General features: G+C 47.5%; 25 protein-coding genes. 15 read left to right on the top strand and 10 right to left on the bottom strand.

Going from position 1 to position 20049, the window contains the following annotated elements; all coding sequences use genetic code 11:
* The first annotated feature begins 25 nt into the window (after positions 1 to 25).
* The 4 genes from PISL_RS06530 (at position 26) to PISL_RS06515 (ending at position 2264) form a co-directional block, all read left to right on the top strand.
* Positions 26 to 511: a hypothetical protein gene (locus tag PISL_RS06530; RefSeq protein WP_011763010.1), complete on the top strand. Its 486-nt coding sequence runs from the start codon at positions 26 to 28 to the stop codon at positions 509 to 511.
* A 34-nt stretch (positions 512 to 545) separates the two neighbouring features.
* A complete protein-coding gene (locus tag PISL_RS06525) occupies positions 546 to 1133 on the top strand; it encodes a hypothetical protein (protein WP_053240386.1) in 588 nt (195 codons plus the stop codon).
* Positions 1134 to 1375: 242 nt separating this feature from the next.
* Entirely contained in the window at positions 1376 to 1969 is a 594-nt protein-coding gene (locus PISL_RS06520) for a GNAT family N-acetyltransferase (RefSeq protein ID WP_011763008.1), read from the top strand.
* A gap of 22 nt (positions 1970 to 1991) precedes the next feature.
* Complete coding sequence (locus PISL_RS06515) at positions 1992 to 2264, top strand: hypothetical protein (protein ID WP_011763007.1); 273 nt, start codon at positions 1992 to 1994, stop codon at positions 2262 to 2264.
* On the opposite strand, the gene PISL_RS06510 is transcribed toward PISL_RS06515, so the two are convergent.
* The 3 genes from PISL_RS06510 to PISL_RS06500 all read right to left on the bottom strand — a co-directional run bounded on the left by PISL_RS06510 (position 2248) and on the right by PISL_RS06500 (position 5604).
* Complete coding sequence (locus PISL_RS06510; protein WP_011763006.1) at positions 2248 to 3405, bottom strand: CoA transferase; 1158 nt, start codon at positions 3403 to 3405, stop codon at positions 2248 to 2250. The two genes, PISL_RS06515 and PISL_RS06510, sit on opposite strands and share 17 nt — an antisense overlap.
* Positions 3402 to 4670 (bottom strand): CaiB/BaiF CoA transferase family protein, encoded by a 1269-nt coding sequence (locus PISL_RS06505; RefSeq protein WP_245218341.1) that lies wholly within the window; start codon positions 4668 to 4670, stop codon positions 3402 to 3404. The genes PISL_RS06510 and PISL_RS06505 overlap by 4 nt, the downstream gene beginning before the upstream one ends.
* 79 nt (positions 4671 to 4749) lie before the next feature.
* Complete coding sequence (locus PISL_RS06500; RefSeq protein WP_011763004.1) at positions 4750 to 5604, bottom strand: NAD(P)-dependent oxidoreductase; 855 nt, start codon at positions 5602 to 5604, stop codon at positions 4750 to 4752.
* A gap of 43 nt (positions 5605 to 5647) precedes the next feature.
* Here PISL_RS06500 and PISL_RS06495 point away from each other — a divergent pair, with 43 nt between their 5' ends.
* Entirely contained in the window at positions 5648 to 7051 is a 1404-nt protein-coding gene (locus PISL_RS06495; RefSeq protein WP_011763003.1) for a V-type ATP synthase subunit B, read from the top strand.
* A 191-nt stretch (positions 7052 to 7242) separates the two neighbouring features.
* On the opposite strand, the gene PISL_RS11710 is transcribed toward PISL_RS06495, so the two are convergent.
* Entirely contained in the window at positions 7243 to 7530 is a 288-nt protein-coding gene (locus PISL_RS11710; RefSeq protein WP_425331201.1) for a zinc ribbon domain-containing protein, read from the bottom strand.
* A 112-nt stretch (positions 7531 to 7642) separates the two neighbouring features.
* Complete coding sequence (locus PISL_RS11705; protein WP_167827642.1) at positions 7643 to 7804, bottom strand: hypothetical protein; 162 nt, start codon at positions 7802 to 7804, stop codon at positions 7643 to 7645.
* Positions 7805 to 7829: 25 nt separating this feature from the next.
* On the opposite strand from PISL_RS11705, the gene PISL_RS11700 reads away from it, so the two are divergent.
* Positions 7830 to 8585 (top strand): zinc ribbon domain-containing protein, encoded by a 756-nt coding sequence (locus tag PISL_RS11700; protein ID WP_167827641.1) that lies wholly within the window; start codon positions 7830 to 7832, stop codon positions 8583 to 8585.
* Positions 8586 to 8829: 244 nt separating this feature from the next.
* Here PISL_RS11700 and PISL_RS06485 read toward each other — a convergent pair whose 3' ends face one another.
* Positions 8830 to 9570, bottom strand: a complete 741-nt coding sequence (locus PISL_RS06485) for a HesA/MoeB/ThiF family protein (protein ID WP_011763001.1) — start codon at positions 9568 to 9570, stop codon at positions 8830 to 8832.
* Positions 9548 to 9715 (bottom strand): hypothetical protein, encoded by a 168-nt coding sequence (locus tag PISL_RS10840; protein WP_167827640.1) that lies wholly within the window; start codon positions 9713 to 9715, stop codon positions 9548 to 9550. Before PISL_RS10840 ends, PISL_RS06485 begins: the two co-directional genes overlap by 23 nt.
* A gap of 43 nt (positions 9716 to 9758) precedes the next feature.
* Here PISL_RS10840 and PISL_RS06480 point away from each other — a divergent pair, with 43 nt between their 5' ends.
* The 3 genes from PISL_RS06480 to PISL_RS06470 all read left to right on the top strand — a co-directional run bounded on the left by PISL_RS06480 (position 9759) and on the right by PISL_RS06470 (position 12670).
* Complete coding sequence (locus PISL_RS06480) at positions 9759 to 10445, top strand: glycerophosphodiester phosphodiesterase (RefSeq protein WP_011763000.1); 687 nt, start codon at positions 9759 to 9761, stop codon at positions 10443 to 10445.
* Between the two features lie 123 nt (positions 10446 to 10568).
* Positions 10569 to 11948, top strand: coding sequence for an ABC transporter permease subunit (locus PISL_RS06475; protein WP_011762999.1), 1380 nt, complete (start codon positions 10569 to 10571; stop codon positions 11946 to 11948).
* Positions 11936 to 12670, top strand: coding sequence for an ABC transporter ATP-binding protein (locus tag PISL_RS06470; protein ID WP_011762998.1), 735 nt, complete (start codon positions 11936 to 11938; stop codon positions 12668 to 12670). The genes PISL_RS06475 and PISL_RS06470 overlap by 13 nt, the downstream gene beginning before the upstream one ends.
* Positions 12671 to 12802: 132 nt before the next feature.
* Here the strand turns inward: PISL_RS06470 and PISL_RS06465 are convergent, their stop codons facing one another.
* A complete protein-coding gene (locus tag PISL_RS06465) occupies positions 12803 to 13249 on the bottom strand; it encodes an AAA-associated domain-containing protein (protein ID WP_011762997.1) in 447 nt (148 codons plus the stop codon).
* A gap of 392 nt (positions 13250 to 13641) precedes the next feature.
* Positions 13642 to 13935 carry a translation initiation factor aIF-1A gene (locus tag PISL_RS06460; RefSeq protein ID WP_011762996.1) on the bottom strand — a complete coding sequence of 98 codons (294 nt, stop codon included), beginning with the start codon at positions 13933 to 13935 and terminating at the stop codon, positions 13642 to 13644.
* A 62-nt stretch (positions 13936 to 13997) separates the two neighbouring features.
* Here PISL_RS06460 and PISL_RS06455 point away from each other — a divergent pair, with 62 nt between their 5' ends.
* Positions 13998 to 14729 (top strand): zinc ribbon domain-containing protein, encoded by a 732-nt coding sequence (locus tag PISL_RS06455; RefSeq protein ID WP_011762995.1) that lies wholly within the window; start codon positions 13998 to 14000, stop codon positions 14727 to 14729.
* A 4-nt stretch (positions 14730 to 14733) separates the two neighbouring features.
* On the top strand, positions 14734 to 15366 hold the full coding sequence (locus PISL_RS06450) for a metallophosphoesterase family protein (RefSeq protein ID WP_053240558.1): 633 nt from the start codon (positions 14734 to 14736) through the stop codon (positions 15364 to 15366).
* A gap of 76 nt (positions 15367 to 15442) precedes the next feature.
* Here PISL_RS06450 and PISL_RS06445 read toward each other — a convergent pair whose 3' ends face one another.
* Entirely contained in the window at positions 15443 to 16213 is a 771-nt protein-coding gene (locus PISL_RS06445; protein WP_053240385.1) for an RAD55 family ATPase, read from the bottom strand.
* Positions 16214 to 16278: 65 nt separating this feature from the next.
* Here PISL_RS06445 and PISL_RS06440 point away from each other — a divergent pair, with 65 nt between their 5' ends.
* The 4 genes from PISL_RS06440 to PISL_RS06425 all read left to right on the top strand — a co-directional run bounded on the left by PISL_RS06440 (position 16279) and on the right by PISL_RS06425 (position 19925).
* Positions 16279 to 17175, top strand: a complete 897-nt coding sequence (locus tag PISL_RS06440; RefSeq protein WP_011762992.1) for an SPL family radical SAM protein — start codon at positions 16279 to 16281, stop codon at positions 17173 to 17175.
* Between the two features lie 66 nt (positions 17176 to 17241).
* Positions 17242 to 18144 carry a hypothetical protein gene (locus PISL_RS06435; protein WP_011762991.1) on the top strand — a complete coding sequence of 301 codons (903 nt, stop codon included), beginning with the start codon at positions 17242 to 17244 and terminating at the stop codon, positions 18142 to 18144.
* Positions 18145 to 18180: 36 nt separating this feature from the next.
* Complete coding sequence (locus PISL_RS06430) at positions 18181 to 19113, top strand: helix-turn-helix transcriptional regulator (RefSeq protein ID WP_011762990.1); 933 nt, start codon at positions 18181 to 18183, stop codon at positions 19111 to 19113.
* Between the two features lie 116 nt (positions 19114 to 19229).
* The gene (locus PISL_RS06425; RefSeq protein ID WP_011762989.1) at positions 19230 to 19925 is read left to right on the top strand and encodes a rhomboid family intramembrane serine protease; all 696 of its coding nucleotides are present in this window, start codon (positions 19230 to 19232) and stop codon (positions 19923 to 19925) included.
* Positions 19926 to 20049: the final 124 nt, after the last annotated feature.

Below are 20049 nucleotides of genomic sequence, written 5' to 3'. Positions count from 1 at the left end.
TTTTTCCCCACCTCCGCTCTTGACCATGGACGAACTTCTTCTAGACGGGAGTGAGTTGAGGAAGTTTATGAGAGAGTTAAGGAGACGCGGCGAGACGTTGGTGGTGGATGGAGACATGGCGCGGCGGCTCTCGCTCGCGGCCGTCCGCCGTCTCATGCGCTACGGCAGAGACGTCGTCAAGCTGACGCCCGAAGCGGAGACCGTCTTGCAAAAGAGGATCCGGATGTGCAGAGAGATAGTTGCCAGAGAGCGCGAGACTATGAGGCAATACGCCGAGACGCTGTTCGCCGTGAAGACGCTTGACGGCGTGAGGGTGTCGGTGGAGAAAGACGCGAGGGGTACCGCGCCGGCGGTGCTCTACTATACAATCGTAGTCAAGCCCGCGAGGTGGCTCCCCAGAGAGGAGTTCCTGTCGCTCAACAGACAACTCGCGGCCCTCGGCCTCCGGTACGAGGACGGGGCGTGGCGCATCACCTTCACCAGGCGCATATTCCGTCCACATGTCTGCTAATACACCTTTTTCTCTCCAGAAAACTTCAAAGGACATGAGCCAAACCGAACAAACCAAAAGAAGAGTAATAGTCTATACAAATCATCAGCCTACGATTCAGATTCTCACCTCCGTCTTGCCTGGGGCGGAGGTGAGGATCCCAGACAGGAGTAAGAGCCCGGTGGAGGAGATAACGACAAGGTATCAACCAGGCACCACAATCGTGGGAGTGATGCCGTTAGACTCCGCGGCTGAGTTGATATTACGCGGTTATAGTATCTATCTGACAAGGCTTGACGGCAAAAAAGTTGAAGAAATAACAGGCAGACCATACAACCCCAAGGAAGAATACCCGCCAGAGGTCATAAGACAAGCACTGGTCGTTCAGAAAATAAACAGAGCGGAAATACGGTACTTGTCTGTAGATGAGATGTTGTTGATGTTCAACAAGAAGACGATAGCTGTGTTTAACGACGTAATGCGGGAGGCGTTGCAAAAACTAGCACAAGAGCGCGGAATAGAAGCACTATTCACAAAAGAGGGCAGAGCCGATGTCACCGTTGGCATACCGCCCACCGCAAATAGGATTGCAGGCATTCAGATTTCATTCCCCGGTATAACGGGGCGGTTGGACGCAGAGTAAATGGCCGAAATGACTAAGCGCGGCGTTGCGAGAATATACTGGGTCGTTATTGATTCCGAAGCTATTCAACTTGAACAACTTCCGCAATACATCTAACCCCTTTTTTCCCTCCATCTCGCATCCTTCTCGCCTTTCTTCTTCTGAGACGTGTGGGGCATGAACCAACTAAAGACGGCAACGTATGCAACAACTGCCCTAATACTTGCTGATGCGACTACATACCGCAGGTTATAGGCAAGTGGGTGAGAGAGGGGAGGGCGTATGTGGCGGTTTTGAACGGGAGGATAGTTGCAGTTGCTGCACTAGTCCTCATAGGCAAATCGGCTTATCTACAGGGACTTCGCGTAAGACCTGAGCTACGGGGTAGAGGTGTAGGAGAGACTACTACGAGGTTTCTCCTGGAAGAGGCGCGACGGAGAGGCGCCGTTGTCGCCACGCTTTTAGTAGCCGAATGGAATACGCCAAGCCACGCGTTAGTGAAGAAAGTCGGATTTAAACCACGTATGTATATCTATGGAGGCAAACCTGCGCGAAGAGGAGAAAGTAAATGTCTCTCAAGCTTAGAGGCGTATGAGGCCGTGTCAGAAGCTCTCGGAAGAAGTAGAGGTTATGCATGTTTACCTGACGAGCCGTGGGTTTGTACGGCTGTAACGCCCTGGGAGCTGCTTGCGAGGGGACGTCCCTGCATAGATAAATCTTTATATATAGGCAGATTTTCCTTTGGATCTGCGATAGGAGATCCAGACATAGATGTAACTTCTCTAAGCCTAGACGGATATAGAGAGAGATATACGACATATATACTCTATGCCATAGAGCTACAGGAAAAATTTTAGTCCCCCCTTATTGTGAGACCTTATGGAAACTAGGTCGTTCTACGACGTAACAGAGAGCGAAGATCGGAAGGAGCTTGCTAGACTTATCAGGGTCGGCGTTTTTGATTACGCCGTGTTAATACCAGAGGATTTACCTAAGGGCGATATAGAGGAAATCTTTAGAGAGGCAGGCTATAGGGAAGTCTTTGTTGACATATCGGCATGGCCTAGGCAGATAGTGGTGAGAACGGAGGATGGCGTCTATGCTTTCAAAAAGGTGGAAGAGGGTGTTTATAAAATCAACAAGGAGAGTTAACTCTGCCCGGAGTCTCTGACATAACATACGGAGTGCCAGGCATTAAGAGTTTTCTCTCCCCACATGTAACTTCTATAATAGCCCTTCTTAAACGCCAGTGTTCTTGTGAAGCCACCTCTTCTAGTGTTTTTATTATCGCCATAGGCGGTCTCCCCTTCTCTCTGCTCCTCCTTATTAGTTCTTCTGCTGGAAATTCTTTTACAATTGAAAATACCTCTTTTTCAAGCGGCTTAAGTATGTCTGGATTTTTCTCAACTTGAGCCATGGCGTCTCTCCATTTCTCAGCCAGATCCGGCCTGCCTATGATTTCGAAAAATGCCTCAATCTCTGGCCAGATTACTGTCGCTATAGCTACAAATCTGTCCTTCGCCTTGGCAGTAGTATATGTTACGAATAAATTGGCGTCTATTGTAGGCGATCTACGCCTACTAGCTCCTAGTACAAACGCAGCACCGATTTGATAAGGATGATCCACAGACAACACGTCGTTTGTAGCTACGTCAACAAAAGTCCCCCTCCCTGTCTTCATCCTCCACCAATAAGCGGCTAGCGCGCCTAAAGCTGCAGCGGCTCCCGCGAAAGCCCAGGCGAGCCAGATACCTGCTCTTATAGGGTATGAATACGGCTCTGGGAGATTTGGATTTCCTAACATTGCCATATAACCATTATATGCCTGTCCAATTAGATCTGAATCTGGAACATCTCTGTATTCTATGGATTTTGCAGTGGGGTAGTGACCAAAGGGCGATATAGCGACGTATATGAGCTTCGGATATTTTTCAGCTAACTCGGGGTATCCCATGCCCTGCTCTGATAATTTCCCAGGCCCAAGACCGTCTAAAAGAATATCGATATCCTTAATTAACGAGCTTAAGTCTTCCCACTTTACTCTCTTTTTTCCTCTACTCTCAACAAAGTATGGTATGCCTACGCCATTTATATAGACTCCATCTGTCGTAATCTTAGCCGCCTCTTCGTCTGGCACCGTATAAACCTCTGCGCCTAGCTCCGCCAAAAGAGAGCCGGCAATCATACAGCCGAAGTTTATTCCACATATCTCCAAGACTTTTACACCCTCTAGCGCACTCGGCTTCCCATGTGGCGTAAATAACTCCCTTAATACTGTCTCTCTATCGCTCATATCTCATCTCTCTCTCCCTGAAATACTGGATCTTCTTCTGCTTTCCAACCGGGCGGCGGCATATTGCCAATTTGTCCGTCCCAATAGCCCAAAACCCCGTGCTCCACCAGTTTGTCAACCTCCTCAGCCTTTATACCTAGCCATTTTCTTAAAACAAGCTTGTTATGATAACCAACAGGTCTCGCCACCCATCTAACGTTAAGATTTACGCCGGCAATTTTAACTACGGGACCTGGCACCACGATTTCTCCATATAGTCTATCGCGTATTTTTACAATAGATCCGCGTTCCCACCGCCACGGATCGTTTAATACATCAAAATCTGTCATTACAGGTTGAATAGGCACTTTAAGTCTTTTACCAATTTCTAGAATCTCTACAAGAGTCTTTTGAGAGATCCACTTCTGTAAGATCTCATAGACTTTCCATCTATCTCCCAAAGCGTCTAAGAGTCCATTTACCTCTTTTGCAAGAGTTCTAACTTGCGATTCTGTCATAGCAGACACAGCTACGTATTTTCCATCGTAAGTTTTGAAAACTCCAGACACTGGAGCAAAGGGGTCAAAAAAGCCGCTTCTCTTTAACCTCCTCCCAGTTGCGCTCATATAGACAAAGTGGTACATGAACCTTTGAAGACTTGCTGCTTGAGATAAATCTATATACTGCCCCCGCCCCGTCTTTTCTCTATATATTAACGCAGCAATAATCGCGCTGACGGCCATAGTAGACGGAAGCCAATCCCCTGGGTAATCGGGCAGTCTATATATTTCATTTATGCTATTTTCCCAACCTGTTGTATCCATAATCCCAGACTCGGCTTGTCCAATTATATCATAGCTGGGAAGTTTATGTAGAGGGCCAAATTGACCATAGCCCGACGCACTTACGTAAATTAGACGTGGGTTTATCTCTCTCAATTGGAGATATCCCAACCCATATTTATCTAGAGTGCCAGGCTCCATATTTTCAACAAATACATCGGCTTTCTTTACAAGTTCTACAATGAGCTTATAACCCTCCTCTTTTCTAAAGTCTATACCAACAAAATATTTGTTAGAGTTTAAATACAAGTAATCAATTCTCATACCTTTGAAAAACCCTTTGCCGCCCCACATGGGGGCATACTTCCATCTATCTCCTCTTGGAGGAGGCTCTATCTTTATAACTTCGGCACCAAGCTGAGCTAATAACCTGGGTATGTTAGGACCAAGAATATAGTGGGCAAACTCAACAACTCTGACACCCTCTAGCGGCCTATTATCCATAGAATTAAGGAAAATATTTTTTAAACTATTGAAGTAATCCATTAAAAGACTTGAAAAATAGTTCTTTTAAATATTGTATCTAATATATTTCACTTAATGCATGTATACCCAGTTCGCCTAATCCCCTCTCTACCATCTTCTTATAGAGTTCTAATGCAAGTGCAGCGCCTGGGAGAGATATGTTTAACTTATTTGCTATCTCCATGGCATATGCCAAGTCCTTCTTTAGATGGGCTGCCTTAAAACCAGGAGATAAATCGCCCTTTAATAGCTTCGGTAGATAAAGCTCTATAGACCCAGATTTTGCAGCACCACTAAAAAGCACTTGGGCAACCTTATCTATGTCAAGGCCAAGAGCTTTCGCTAGGCGTAACCCCTCTACCATTGCAATAGTATTTAACGCTATTACGATTTGATTTACCAACTTCATAGCTTGCCCATATCCCACAGGCCCCACATGTACTACAGTCTTTCCAAAGGCCTTAAAGACTGGAAGTAACTTCTGAAACAACTCCTCATCTCCCCCGACCATAATAGTGAGAGTTCCCTCAATTGCGCCCTTCTGCCCGCCTGTAACAGGCGCGTCGAGAAACTTCACTCCGTATTGTGCTAATCTCTCTGCAAATCTCCTGGCCCACTCAGGAGAATTCGTCGACATATCTACTACCACTAGACCCGGCTTGGCGCCCTCTACCACTCCGCGGGATCCAAAAAGCGCTTGTTCCACATCTGGCGCGTCTGACACCATAATAATTACTACATCTACTCTTTGTGCCAAATCGGCAGGAGAGCTTGCAACGTAGACTCCAAGTTTTTCAAAAGGCTCCGCTTTAGATTTCGTTCTATTATACACAGCCGCTAGTAGGCCCGCTCTGTGGAGATGCATAGCCATGGGCGCCCCCATTATTCCAAGCCCGATTACACCAACTCTCATGTGCTGAAAGTTAATATATAAAAATAAGAACTATCAAGCAAGTATGCTAACGCCTGTAGTTTCTTATTCTACTGTAAGGGAGGTGAAGGGCCCTCTAATAGTTATTGAAAAGACTAGAGGCGTTTCATATGGCGAAATTGGCGAAGTCATTGGGCCAGATGGAGAGCCTAGAAAGGTACAGGTTATCGAAGTTGGCACAGACTACGCCATAGCTCAAGTACTAGGCGGCACCCTTGGGTTGCCGGCGAAGGGCTCAACGGTGAGATTTTACGGCAAAACTCTCAAAATGCCCGTATCAGAGGAATTAATAGGGAGGATTTTAGATGGGAAGGGACAGCCAAGAGATCATATGCCGCTTCCCCCGCCAGAGGATTTCCGAGATGTCAATGGAGAGCCTTTAAACCCCTATTCTCGGGAGTACCCTGAAGAGCCAATAGAGACAGGAATCTCCGCCATAGATGGCCTTTATACACTAGTTAGAGGGCAGAAGCTACCTATATTCTCCGGCACGGGCTTACCTCATAACATGATGGCTGCCCAGGTAGTTAGACAATCCACAGTAAGAGGCTCTGAGGAAGAGTTTGCAGTAGTTTTCGTCGGCGTTGGTATAAAAACCGAAGAGGCGCTCTTCTTTATGGACGAATTCAGGAGAACAGGCGCGTTAAGGAGGGCAGTAGCTGTACTCAACCTAGCGTCTGACCCAGTGGCGGAACGCATCTTAGCGCCACGTGTAGGTTTGACAATTGCCGAGTATTTAGCCTGGCAGTTGGGCTACCACGTGTTGGTAGTAATCACAGACATGACTAACTACTGCGAGGGTCTTAGAGAGCTTTCTTCCGGCAGAGGCGAACTGCCGGGGAGACGCGGTTACCCAGGCTATATGTACACAGACCTGGCCACAATCTACGAGAGAGCGGGGAAGGCACATGGAAAGAAGGGCTCTATCACTCAGTTCCCAATTCTCACAATGCCGCATGACGATATCACCCACCCCATTCCCGACTTGACAGGATACATCACCGAAGGCCAGCTAGTGCTCAGCCGCGCCATGTGGGGCAAGGGCATCTATCCGCCCTTCGACGTCATTATGTCGCTATCCCGTCTCGCCAAAGACGCAATCGGCGAGGGGAAGACTAGAGAGGATCACAAAGACGTAGCTAACACGCTCATATCCGCCTACTCGAAGGCTCTGGAGATTAGAAATCTCGCTACGCTTGTCGGCGAGCGCAACCTCGGCTGGAGAGAAAGACGGTATCTCCGCTTCGCAGACGCCTTTGAACAGAAGTTCATAAAACAGGGCTACTACGAGAGACGCTCCTTTGAAGAAACATTAGATATCGGATGGGATGTCCTCTCCATATTGCCGGAGGATGAACTTACAAACGCCAGGCCGCAGATCACGCAGAAGTTCTACCGTAGACACATCTTCGAAAGTGTAAAGCTCTAAATAGCTCCCTTTTGTTGCGCCCGGCCCTTCCCAGAGGAGCTCTGGGCATGTCCGGAGCCGTGGCCCCGGACATGGGGGTCCGGCCGCGTCGGCGTGGGCGAAGGGGTTGGGTCATTGAGAGTTTGTGATACCCCTAACTAGCCGGGCCCCAGGGCCGGGGTGTCGGTTCGTGATTAAAAGAATTTACAAGCTTAAAAGCTAGATGCCGTAATTGGGGTAGAAAAATTAGTTCTGGCTTTCTGAAGGAGTTCCCAATACCTTCTCTTGGCCCAGAGCAACGGTATGTTGTCCCTATGGTCGGTGAAGCCGCAGACAAGACAGCGTGTTATGCGGTTTTTCTCCTCTGCCATCTTGGCTTCGCAACGGGGACACACTGTGCTGTAGAGTCGCACCTCTAGATACGGCAACCCGTACCACTGCGCCAAGCGTTGTAGGCGTCTCCTTAGTTGTCCCAAACTGTCTAGAAAGTGCTTCTTCACTCCGTCTCCGTTCCTCTCCTTTAACTTCCGGTAGCTCTCGTCCTCTATTGTATCAACGACTATGGCGGCGTTGTTCTCCCTCGCCAGTTTAATTATCTCCTCTGCAACGTCCTTAAAACCGCCTGGATTTGAGGTAATTGACTCTATCTTCGAGCCGCCTCCTCTTGGCGGGGTCCGCCTCCCTAGCGGCTCTCTCCTCGAGCCAGCTTATCTCCTCGTGCAACCTCCTCAACTCCCTTATGCAGACGCAGAACCCTCCTACTGGGCATCCCACCTCTCACCACGCCGACGACAACGCCGTGATCAAGGCGGTTGACATCCACGGCGACCATCGCCTTGGGCTCTACGTCGCCCTCGTCTTCGCTAGAGATGTAACGCCGGTGAAGCCTAAGGTGCTTGTTATCGTCAATATCAACCGCCTTGACCACGGAGTTGTGGCTGGTGTTATTGTTGATGGTAAGATTGTCAAGTGGTTGAAGTTGCCCGACGTGTCTGTTGTAAAGGAGTTGAAGAGGTTGCACCAGAGGGTTAGGGAGCTTGAGAAGCGGGCCGCGAGGGAGATAGACCCCGCCGGGAGGGCACGACTTGAGGAGGAGGTTGGCCGCCTCAAGAGCAAGAGGTTTGGCGTAATTCGCGACGCCGTGGTGAAGATGGCTAAGGAGCTCGTCGGCTTGGCCGTCAAATATCATGCCGCAATTGTGGTCGACGGCATAGACGAAAGGACGTACTCGGCGAGGAAGCAGAGCGGCGAAGGCGGCGCGAGGAAGCACCTCTACGACGGCCTTGGACAACTGAGAAGACGTCTACAACGCTTGGCGCAGTGGTACGGCCTTCCATACAGAGAGGTGCGACTCTACAGCACAGTGTGTCCCCGTTGCGGAGCAAAGATGAGAGAAGCGGGGGGTAGGCGGATGCAGTGCCCCGCCTGCGGCTTCTCAGACCACAGAGACAACATACCCATATACTGGGCCAAGAGGAGGTACTGGGAGATCCTCCAGAAACAACCCGTTTTTTCGGCAATCACACTTCTAACTCGTAAGTTTCTTCACTTATGAACCAACCGGCCCTGGCGACCGGCCGTTACGCCGAGCCCGTACGCACGGGCACGGCCGGCCTCCCTCGCCCCCGCGGCCCCAAAGGCGTCAGCGGGGGCGGGCCCGTAGCCCCCAGAGAGGGCCGGGAGACGCGAGGGGGCGTCTCTCACGTAACAAAACAACCTATTTTTCCCACTCTCACCTGTCTTCAAATATTGAAGAGTTCTGTTACTTCGGCAGACTTGACATTGAGCGTCTCTGATTGTCAAGTCATGCTGTGGGAGACTCCGCACACAGGGCAGTTTGGATTTCTCTCAATTTCTAAGAGGTCGAAAGTCATATGTTTTAGATCTACTACCAATAATCTGCCTACTAAAGAAGGCGCCCCAAGTGCGGTTTTAAAAACCTCAAGTGCCATAATTGAAGCCACCACTCCTACTGCTGGGCCTAACACTGGGCAGAAGCCCATGGCACAAGACGGCAACGATTTAAAACGCCCAAATATGTCTTCTAAACATGGCGTTTTTCGCGGTATAATTGTGGTGACGTGACCATACCACTCTTGAACTGCGCCGTGGATAAGAGGTTTTCCATGTCTTACCGCCGCCTTATTAACCACATGTCTAGACGCCCAATTATCCAGCGCGTCTACAGCAATATCTACTTCCTTGAGTATGCTATCTGCTAAGTCAGGGCTTATGGGCTCGGCGATAGGGACAACCTCAACCTCTGGATTTACCTCGCTTAAAACTCTAGCGGCAACTTCTGCCTTCGGCTTCCCCACGTCTTTAGTTGTATATAAGATCTGGCGGTGTATATCCGGTATCGAAACAACGTCATGGTCTATAACAACGACTTTTCTAAACCCCCCGCCCGCCACATATCTAGCAACTAAAGTGCCGAGGCCGCCGATTCCAAATACTGCTACAGCCGTTGCCCTCAGTCTGCCTTGGCCCTCCTCTCCAATTACAGGGATTTGTCTACTATAACGCTCGACTAACCTCATTTTTCACATATATAGTGGTTATTAGACCTAGACCTATCAACAAGAGTAAGACTCTCTTGAGAAAAGACGCGCTTGTGGCAGGAGCTAAGACTATGACAACGAGCGTGCCTAACATCGCCATTTTTAACGAAGAGAAGAGGCCCATATGTCTGACACCTTTGTAATATATAACTCTTCTACAGAATATTATGGATTTACTTGAAATATTAAGACATCGCGTTGTCGTGGGCCATAGGGGGTTTCCAAAGAGAGAATTAGAGAACACTCTCCCCTCCATAGAGTCGGCGATTAAACATGGGGCTGACATCGTGGAGGTTGATGTACAAGTCACGGCAGATGGCGTAGCTGTCCTAAGTCACGACGATACGCTAGAGAGAACCTTTGGCATCTTGCTTAATGTCAGAAGGGCCACCTGGGAGGAGGTTAAGAAGGTGGAAAAGGGCAGGTATAGAGTCCCCACGCTTAGAGAGGCGCTTGAGCTTGTTGCAGAACGCGCTGGTGTATTTATTGAGATTAAGCACCCAGAGGACAAACAAACTGTTATTGCTACGATTAGAGAAGTTGGTGCACAGAAATGGAGCGCCATAATTAGTTTCCACGACGAAGCTCTAGAGGGGGTTGGGCTCTACAAGGGGCTTATTTATGCAAAACCTCCTGGCCGTGTTATAGATGCGAAGAGACTCGGTTGCCATATTGTGCTTCCCCACTACGCCTTGGCGACAGAGAAGGCGGTGGCTTTGGCGCACCGCCTGGGTCTCTTTGTTGTCGCTTGGACGATAAATAGCGTAGATTTAGCTTTGCGCTTGTGGAAAATAGGCGTAGACGGCATTGCTACAGACGACGTTGAAAGTATAAAAGAGGGTTTGAGGAGTTGAAACAGTGATGTGTGGGAGACCTCGCCCGACGCGTGAGGATTTTGCCGAGTGCTGACAAACTATATTAAAAGGATGAGCATAGCAAGTGTTATATACATATGTGTAGCCTAACGCTATGGGGTTGTGGAAAGTATTGCCATCGCCGTTTTAGCTCTCTTAGCGACCTTTGGGAGGATGGCCTTGGCTTTGTTATCTACTGTGGCTATAGCCTATGCCTTGGCATATGCTATGTACAAATCTAGGCGCGTTGAGGCAGTCTTACTGCCTCTTCTAGATGTGTTACAGTCGGTTCCTATACTGGGGTTTTTCCCCATTGCCCTATATGTCTTTGTTTTCATAATGCCGCAGATTGGTGCAGAATTGGCGGCTCAGTTTCTGATTTTTACATCTATGGCGTGGAACATAATCTTTGGGATATATCAAAGTTTCAAAACTCTACCTAGAGAACTTATTGAGATGTCTCAAGTATATCTCACCGAGAGATTGGCGCTGGCCCATGTGTTTCTACCCGTTGCTTTAAGAAGCGTTTATTACAACGCCGCCGTGTCTTGGTCAAACGCCTTCTTTTTTATAACTGCTTCAGAAGTGATAACTCTGGGAACTGAGGTAAAACTGTTCGGCATAGGTAGCTTTGTTGTAGACGCTTTTGAAAAAGGCGACACTACAGCAGCATATGTGGGAATAGCGATAGGAACCGCCGGAAACATTGCCCTATATTTATTCCTCTGGCGTAGGTTAATAAGAGAGATGCCACAGCCGCCCTACGTCCTTTCCAAAATACTTTCCGTCTGGATGAAATACGGCATATATGTGATATTTACAGCTACTATGTTGTTATCTGCCGTATCTATTTACTATATCTTACGTAATTTTACCCCAGCGTCACAACAGTGGGAACTTTTATCATACCTGGTGAATTCCCTAATAGACGTCTTGCCGACCCTAGCTAGAGTCGTTATGACGCTTACTATCAGCGCCTTGGCTGGTCTTCTCTCTGTAGCTTTAGTTGTGAAGAATCCACAACTAGAGACTACGGTGTTTATCGCTCTTTCGATTCTATCGTCGATACCGGCTGTATTTTTATACCCGCTGATAGGATCTGTGGTGAGGGGCGAAGCTCTCTCCGTGGCCCTCTTACTGCCTGGTAGCATTGTATACACAGTGCTAAACGCTGTTGCCGCTTGGCGCGACGTGCCTAAAGATCTAGCAAGAGCCTACGGCATTGGAGGCGCTGTCTATTTCATCCACATCCTAATACCGGCTACACTGCCGTATCTAATAACCGGCTTATTAACCGCATGGGGCGGCGCGTGGAATGCCACAATTGTCGCAGAGTCTCTTGCAAATGTAAACGGACTGGGGGCATATATGGCGCAAGTCGCGCAACTCGGCAACATACCGGCGCTTATAATCTCAGTTATTGTTATGAGCGGCGTGGTAATTACTGTAAACAAATTAGTGTGGAAAAGGCTCTATAATCTGGTGGCGCAATGGCACTCATAGAGATAATAAAAGTCAGGAAGAGCTATGGAAACGTAGTAGTGTTTAACGATCTTACGATGTCTATAGCTAAAGGCGAGTTTGCCGCCTTACTTGGCCCCTCTGGATGTGGCAAAAGCACATTATTAAGGATGATAGCTGGTTTGGAGAAGCCAGATGCTGGCATAATTAAATTCAGGGACGAATTAATTCGAGGGCCTAGACGTGAGATTGCGCTTATGTTTCAATCGCCCACGTTATTGCCTTGGAAAACTGCGCTTGACAATGTGGCCTTGCCGCTAGTGGCCAGAGGTATGAGCTGGAATGAGGCAAGAGAGATAGCAATGAGATATCTATCTTTTGTCGGCCTCTCGGGCTTTGAGGAAGCATATCCACGTCAGCTGTCGGGAGGTATGCAACAAAGAGTGGCGCTTGCGAGAGCTCTCGCAGTAGAGCCAGAGGTTTTGTTACTAGACGAGCCTTTCTCAGCGCTTGACCCCCTCACAGCAGAGAGCCTAAGAGCCGAGATTGTCAAATTATGGCATGACAACCTTACCACAATACATACAGTGGTTATGGTTACACATTCAGTAGACGAAGCCGTATACATGGCCAACAGAGTTGTTGTATTTAGCCCCCGCCCCGCAAAAGTAGTAGCTGACATAAAGATAGATCTGCCATACCCCAGGAATAGGAGAAGCCCGGAATTTCAGAAATACCTAGATCAGATATATGCCTATATTTAACCGCCATACTCATACTTTGGAATACATAACGGCGAGTTTCCTACTCAACGTGGGCTTCTCCAGAGTCGTTGTCCCAGAGCCAGAGGTGCAGTATATTTAGGCTAAGGTCGACAGTTTTGCCGCTTGTTACAGCTAAGTTGGTACAACCCACTCTCCATTGTCGATTTCGACTAATTGCGCGAAAACAGCCCAACCTAAAATTTTCCTGGCTCCCTCTTCGTCATAACCGTACTCTATAAGCAACTTAAGTACCTCATCAAGTCTAACTCTGCCAGACTTAGATACAAGACCTACTAAACTTGTAAAGGGCTCTAGCGCCATGAGCGTTTTTCTTAAACGTTTTTGAAATTCTCTCACTGGCTTCTCTACGGCTGATCTCCCCTCTTCTGTTAAAACTAAGTCGCCGTTGCTAGTTTTCAACAAACCTAAGATCTCCGCAGCGTCGATAACGTGCGATAGATCGCCCATATCGACATCTATGGCATCATTTACATGCATAGCGTCAACTCTACCACCGAGGTTATGGACAACTTTTAGAAGCCCTAGAACTTGGTCAACTGTGACCGCGGGAAATTTCACAATATCTTTTTGGATTTCAAATCTAAATTTTGTCCACCGGCCCTGTTTCTACACCTAGACAAACTACAGACAGCTCCACGTGGTACCCCCACCCCTGGCTCTGAGTTCCGGCGTAAAAGTGAAATGTCGCTAGTCTTCTGTGACCCGGAGCGCTTGTATCCCGAGTGAGTGTTTCTACGGGCTGGTCCAAGCTCTCTAGGGAGGGCCGGGCGCCATATAGGGGGATTTGTTGGTAACATATTAAACGGCACAACCAATGCGATATATCTATTGGGCAACAAGACTTAGCCGTCTCCTTCGCACTTATATAGCATACCATGTTGCAGAGAGTTAAATACTGAAAATATCAGCACGCCGCTTTTCTTCATATTATCAGCACTCCGACCTTTTCGTCACACGTAACGGTCAAGGTTTTCTATGGTCTCCGCATAACCTCTCCGCTTGAGTTCCTCTATGTCTCTTTTCTCATATTTATGTACAATATCGCCTTTAGCCGGGTCGAAATCCCATAGAGCCACTATCACGTAGTCGCCCGCCTTAAGCCACAGTCTTTTTCTCAACCGTCCGGGGAGCCGCGCTACTCTAATCTGACCATCTGCGCAAATAACTTTGAACCTACCATCGCCAAGCATCTCAACAATTTTGCCAAGAACCTCCCCCTCTCCGGGCGTTCTAAACTCTGACATGATGATGCGATCGGGACTACTTTAAAAACGTAACGCATTTTAATAGTAGAGCAGGGGTTTTTATGTTTACGTACTATCTACGTTGTGATGTAGGTAGATTAAGAGAGATACTAGGCGGCGAATATAGAATATTTGAGCTTGGGAGTGTTGTTAAACTAATCGAAAGTTTCGTAGCTATATATGCCAGCGACCTCCCCCTCTGTGTTTATAAAAGTTGGAGAATGACATATGCAGACCCAATGCAATTTGGGATAGCCAAGGCGGAGGTTCTCCTTAGGAAAGATGGCGCAATAGTTAGACTTATTAGACCAGATGAGAAGATAGGTCTTCCCGAACTTGTCGAAAGCACTCCATTTGTAGTACATGCGATGGACGTAAATGAAAACGGCGTTGTATACCGCGTATTTAGAATGGGCGGCTATGTAGAACTCGCCGCAAGGGGGGTAGCCGGGGGGATAAAAGAGGCCTTTTACCCCAAGAAAGGCGTAAATATCCTAGTGGTAGACCTCCCACTTACGCAGAAGTTTCAACATCTACTGACAGAAGTGTTAGAGCTGGCTAGAGAGCACTATGTTGAGCTACATACGACAATGATCTCAGACGTCTGTCCGCTCTGTGGAGGAAGAATGGAGAGACGTGGGAGACTTGTCAGATGTCCTGTTTGTAAAATCCAGTTAAGTAGAGATGTCAACGCCGTGTGGACTCTCGCAAGGAATATAGTTAGGAGACTCGGCCGGGAGCAACAGTTAGCCGAACTCAGGGAGATCTTCCGGCTCTACTACCCAAATGTGTAGTATGATGAAACTTCTCTTAGTAGCGGATATACACGACGGGATAAGAAATATAAAAGCCGTAGGCGGCAATTACGACGCAGTTATTGCCGCCGGCGACTTCACATACCGTAAAAGTTTAAGCGCCGCCATAGAAGTATTAGAGGCTTTGGCCCAGATAGCCCCTGTCTATTTTGTACCAGGCAATACAGACCCCCCAGAGCTGGCTAATTACGAGACTAACGTCATAAAGCCGCTCCATGGGAGGACGCAAAAATTAGGCCCGTATACTATAGGCGGCGCCGGCGGCAGTTTACCCACGCCATTTAACGACCTCTTTCGAGTTTCTGAAGAAGAACTTGAGACGCTCCTACGATCTTTAAATCCAACTCCACAGATTTTAGTTGTCCACAATCCGCCAAGGGGGCACTTAGATAAAGTAGGTGGTGTAAAGCCGGTGGGCAGTATTGCCGTAAAGAGGTATATAGAGGAGAAACAACCGCTACTCTCTGTACATGGACATATACATGAAGACAGAAGCTTAGATGTCTTAGGCGACACCATATTAGTCAACCCAGGTTCTTTAAAAGACGGCCACTATGCAGAGGCTACGCTAGACGGCACTAAGATTATTGTACAACTACGCTCAATCAAGATTTAGCGCATTACGGCTCCGTATGTGGATACGGCAGCGTCATATGTTACCCCCACTCACAGACCTCAGGGAGAGTCGGGCGCTACGAAGGAGGACGTCTTATTTCAATGCCCATTTCTCTAAGTTGTTTATTTAGCATTTTTAACATCGTTTTTACGTCGATTTCTACCACGCGGCCGTTAGACACTTCAAAATGTATCCAGTCGTGTACTACCTTCATTCTTCTCGCTCTGGCTATTCTCATACGTCGAACATAGAGCCCCATTTCCTCTAAGTTTGGATCAACCTCTATTTGAATTATCATATCTGCCAGATGTTCTGCCGTTGTTAAAATACCGTAGACCTCCTCTACGTCTGTATGCGCCGTAGCGACTACAATAGAGTTTGTATATTTTGCAAAAATTTTAAAAGCACGGAATATATCTAGAGCCGACCCTGGGCTCCGCATTAATATCTCATTAAGCGAGTCTATAATTACAACTCCATTTCTAAAATCGTTTGTAAATTCCGCTAGTTTATTCAAAAGAGCATATGCATCCGGGTTTTCTAGTCTGTGTTTTACAGGAGGCTTAAGTTTAGAATAGCGCTCATTGGGGGCGGCGAAGCCGTCTACAATAGTTATATTTGAAACAGGCGCCCCCCTCCTCTTGACGTCTTCTAAAACTTCGTCAGCCATACTATCTATAGCAAAGAATAGGATAGACGCGCCGGCTTTAGCCGCGGTGGCCGCTATTGTGGTGGCAAAAAACGTCTTTCCCACTCCTAGAAAGCCCTCAATTAATACGACGTAGCCTGGCGGAATGCCCTCCGGTATTTGTTCGTCTATCGGGTCAATACCTGTTTTAAAACCCACGAAAAAAGAGTGCATCTATTTTAATAAATGTAACCAGGTTTTATTGGCCATATTCTCTATGATACATGCGTATTTCTTTATATGTCGTAAGGCCGTTCGACCCCTGGAAAAACCCACTTTGTACATGCCCTGTGAAATATGGAGTAAACCCATACACGGGGTGTGGCCACGGCTGTCTATATTGCTATATAACGTCATATATCTCCAACGCGTTTAACCCAAGGCCAAAGGAGGATTTAGTGGAAAAAATTAGGAGAGATTTAGAGAAAATCCCAAGAGGCTCTATAGTTGCCCTATCTAATTCTTCAGACCCATACACTCCTCCTGAGGCGACTCTCGGCCTTACGAGAAAGGTGTTGCAGATTTTACTTGAGAGAGGTTATAAAGTGATTATCACGACAAAATCCCCCCTTGTGCTTAGAGACCTAGACATATTTACGCGTAATAGAGGGAGGGTAGTAGTGCAGATTACAATTACTACCCTCCGCGAGGATCTTGCTGCTGTTTTAGAACCGAGGGCGCCTCGCCCTGCGGGAAGATTAGAAGCAGTACGCCGTTTGGCGTCTGTAGGTATACCAGTTAGTGTTAGACTTGATCCACTGATACCTTATATAAATGACGACATTGACAATATAGAGGAGGTAGTGTCAGCTGCCGCGGCTGCGGGCGCTGTGCATCTAGTCGCCAGCACCTACAAGGCCAAGCCAGATAATTTCGCCCGTATGGCCAAGGCATTCCCGGAGAAGCTATCTCTTTGGCAACAGCTCTATTTTAAAGAGGGGAAATACTTCCACGGCCAGTGGTACGCCGCCGAGAGCTACAGGCGGAAAGTTCTAGAAACAGTAGCTAAAATAGCGAATAGGCTAAGGTTACAATTTACCATCTGCCGCGAGGAGTTTATAGACCTTAACACGCCTGGCACATACTGCGATGGGAGCCACCTATTTTCACAGGCGGAATAAGACAACGGCAACATTCCACATGAGGAAGAAAAACATTCCTTAAAAACAGCAAGCGGCTGTGCGACTATGAGGTGGACTCCACTACTGCTACTAGCTGCATTGGCAATGGCGGCAAACATGACAGTGATAACTACGCCCTCTGGAAATATACACATTACGTACATAGACAATGGCACCCAGATAATAGTAAATATCAACAACTACAGAGTAATTACGGCAAATATAAAGGCCAACGTCACAATTGCAGGCGAGCAGTACTATCTACACATAGTAGGCCAAGCCAAGGGTCAGTTTACCAATGCCACAATCAGCCAGCTACTAGCTTTGCTAAATCAGACTAGGCAGGGCAAGATAGACAGCCTTATACAAGTCTTTAAGTTGTTGGTAGACAGCAACCAGACAGAAAAACTTAAGGCAAAGGCCATGTTAACAGCGGCGTCATTAAATAAGACCGCGCCAAATGCTACATATCTAAAGATGAGGCTTGAGTATGAATTAGAGAAAAAACTTTCGAAATTTAACAAGACATTAACAAAGGAGGATGAGTGGGAAATCAAACTAATGACAAAAGACCTCAATAAAACCGCAGCGTTACTTTCTGCAATAGCGGCCAGATTGGAAAAGTACAACATAAGCGACGCGAAGACTTTGCTCTATATCGCCCAACGTCTTAAGGAACTCTCTACGTCTGTGAAAAAACTCGAAATGTATATCAACGGCACAAAGGTAGAAATAAAATTCGACAAGAATTACTACAAAATAGAAATTGAAAAAGAAGATGGCAAGCATAAGTCTGATAATAAGTCAAGAGATAAAGACGAAGAAGCAAAGGATGAGAAGAAGTCCAACAAGAGCGACAATTCTGACGAGAAAGACGAGAAGTCTGGTGAAAGAGACAAAAAGAACGAGAAAGAGAGAGACGACGAAAAGTCTAGAAAAGAGGAGTCTAACAAGAAGAAAGGCAAGTAGAGAAACCGATATATTTCCTTCTTTTTCCATTTTCATGTGATTTGGGCTCTCTTGCTTTTTGCAAATGGCACGGCACTGATGGTATTTAACGCTACTGTAACAGCCGCCGTTTTTAATATCACTCTGCCAGTTCAGCCGCTTTCAGCCCCCGTAGTAGAGTTAGACAGAGTGCCAGTGCCTGCGTTGTTTGATGGCAAGACGGTCTCTGTTGTTACAGGAGGCCGAGGCTTAGTAACTATTAGATATGTGCCAAAAATCGACGAAATAGGCGGACTGCCAGCTATAAACATTACGACAAGTGACGTCGTTATAATATGGGCAAACGGCTCTCTTCTTGTGATTCCAAACATTAAAATCTTTAACTATACAAGGGTAGACAAATCTCTTGTAATCGTGACAAAGGGGCCAGGCTATATTGCCTATGCAATTCCACGCCCAATCTCGCCGCCCTATGCTGCCGCTAGACAAAACAACACGACTACACCGGCCGCAGCCGTCTCCCAACTAAACAAAACACAGCCCGCCACTGCCACGTCGCAACAAAATACGTCTGCCGTGCAACAACTGCCGGCTTCTCACACTACTTCACAAAATAATCGATCTCAACGAGTTTCTCCCCCAAGCGAGTCTCCTCTGCAAACTACATCAGCTACGGTAGGAGGTTCTGTAGAGAGCCCGCTCTGGCTAGCAGGTTGGTGGCTGGCGGCTTTAGCCGGCGCGGCGGCTTTTGCAACGGCCCTCCTAGTATTGAAGAGGGGGGCGAGGGAGGTAGCAAAGTTGGGGGATGTGGATAGGCAGATATTTGAATATGTAAAGAAGACAGGCGGAGCTTATGAGGCCGACATAGCTAGAGACCTCGGGATCCCCCGCACTACGGTTTTTAGAGCTGTGAGAAGACTTGCAGAGCAAGGCCTTGTGGTTTTGGAAAAGAGAAATGGGAGAAATTGGGTGGCGCCCGCGGACTCTTAGAGACGGGGGTATTTAGAGCCCGGTGAAGAGTCTCCTGGCCCCTAGGGGAGAGACGTAGACTTATGAAAAGCGGCGACGTATGGATAGAATTTTTAACACAAGGTTTAGTGGGCTAAGTGGCGTTGCCTATACGTGATATAAATCCCACGTCGTCATTTCCGTTTGTTACAAAGGCGCTAGTCTTTATAAATATTGTCGTCTTTATCTACGAGCTTTTAAATCCAGAGATCGTTCAGAAATACGCCTTTGTACCTGCTCTAGCTTGGATAGAACCTTATCGTTGGGTTACACATATGTTTCTCCACGGGGGCCTTCTCCACATAGTGGGCAACATGATTTATCTCTGGGTTTTTGGAGATAACGTAGAGGATCACTATGGACACGGGCGTTTCCTAGCCCTTTACATATTTTGGGGAGTTGCGGCGGCGTTTACACACTACTGGGCCACCGCAGCTCAAGCGACGCTTTTAAGTGCGTTTGGGCTTTTGGGAAACCCCATGTATGTACCGGCGGTGGGGGCCTCTGGGGCTATCAGTGGAGTCCTCGGCGCATATATGGTTTTATATCCAAGGGCTAGAATACTTACGCTTACATTCTTCATAGTTATTACACTTATTGAAGTCCCCGCCTGGGCTTATATAGGCTTCTGGTTCCTCTATCAACTCTTCTATGGCTTCTTTGAGCTCTTTACTCTCCAAGCCGGCGGAGTTGCTTATTTTGCACACATAGGGGGATTTGTTGCCGGCTTTCTTACGGCACTGGTATACAGACGTAGAAGACGGTATTACTACCCTTCGACTTTCTTTCCGTAGGAATTTTTCGACGCTGGACAGCAGACGGCATATTAACCTACGGTATGACAACGGCAGCAAGCCCTGTCCTATATGGCGGAAAATCAGATGAGACGACATCGTTTTAGCTTACGCTGGTTGGTTC

It is taken from the genome of Pyrobaculum islandicum DSM 4184 (assembly GCF_000015205.1).
Classification (GTDB): Archaea; Thermoproteota; Thermoprotei; order Thermoproteales; family Thermoproteaceae; genus Pyrobaculum; species Pyrobaculum islandicum.
This window is presented reverse-complemented; position numbering and strand designations above follow the sequence as displayed.

Coding starts and splice junctions, on each gene's coding strand:
- PISL_RS10840 (WP_167827640.1), bottom strand. CDS start 9,715: ATGGGCCTCTTCTCTTCGTTAAAAATGGCGATGTTAGGCACGCTCGTT.
- PISL_RS06485 (WP_011763001.1), bottom strand. CDS start 9,570: ATGAGGTTAGTCGAGCGTTATAGTAGACAAATCCCTGTAATTGGAGAG.
- PISL_RS06440 (WP_011762992.1), top strand. CDS start 16,279: ATGCGTATTTCTTTATATGTCGTAAGGCCGTTCGACCCCTGGAAAAAC.
- PISL_RS06495 (WP_011763003.1), top strand. CDS start 5,648: ATGCTAACGCCTGTAGTTTCTTATTCTACTGTAAGGGAGGTGAAGGGC.
- PISL_RS06455 (WP_011762995.1), top strand. CDS start 13,998: ATGTTTACGTACTATCTACGTTGTGATGTAGGTAGATTAAGAGAGATA.
- PISL_RS06530 (WP_011763010.1), top strand. CDS start 26: ATGGACGAACTTCTTCTAGACGGGAGTGAGTTGAGGAAGTTTATGAGA.
- PISL_RS06525 (WP_053240386.1), top strand. CDS start 546: ATGAGCCAAACCGAACAAACCAAAAGAAGAGTAATAGTCTATACAAAT.
- PISL_RS06480 (WP_011763000.1), top strand. CDS start 9,759: ATGGATTTACTTGAAATATTAAGACATCGCGTTGTCGTGGGCCATAGG.
- PISL_RS06500 (WP_011763004.1), bottom strand. CDS start 5,604: ATGAGAGTTGGTGTAATCGGGCTTGGAATAATGGGGGCGCCCATGGCT.
- PISL_RS06435 (WP_011762991.1), top strand. CDS start 17,242: ATGAGGTGGACTCCACTACTGCTACTAGCTGCATTGGCAATGGCGGCA.
- PISL_RS06450 (WP_053240558.1), top strand. CDS start 14,734: ATGAAACTTCTCTTAGTAGCGGATATACACGACGGGATAAGAAATATA.
- PISL_RS06510 (WP_011763006.1), bottom strand. CDS start 3,405: ATGAGCGATAGAGAGACAGTATTAAGGGAGTTATTTACGCCACATGGG.
- PISL_RS06460 (WP_011762996.1), bottom strand. CDS start 13,935: ATGTCAGAGTTTAGAACGCCCGGAGAGGGGGAGGTTCTTGGCAAAATT.
- PISL_RS06505 (WP_245218341.1), bottom strand. CDS start 4,670: ATGGATAATAGGCCGCTAGAGGGTGTCAGAGTTGTTGAGTTTGCCCAC.
- PISL_RS06470 (WP_011762998.1), top strand. CDS start 11,936: ATGGCACTCATAGAGATAATAAAAGTCAGGAAGAGCTATGGAAACGTA.
- PISL_RS06515 (WP_011763007.1), top strand. CDS start 1,992: ATGGAAACTAGGTCGTTCTACGACGTAACAGAGAGCGAAGATCGGAAG.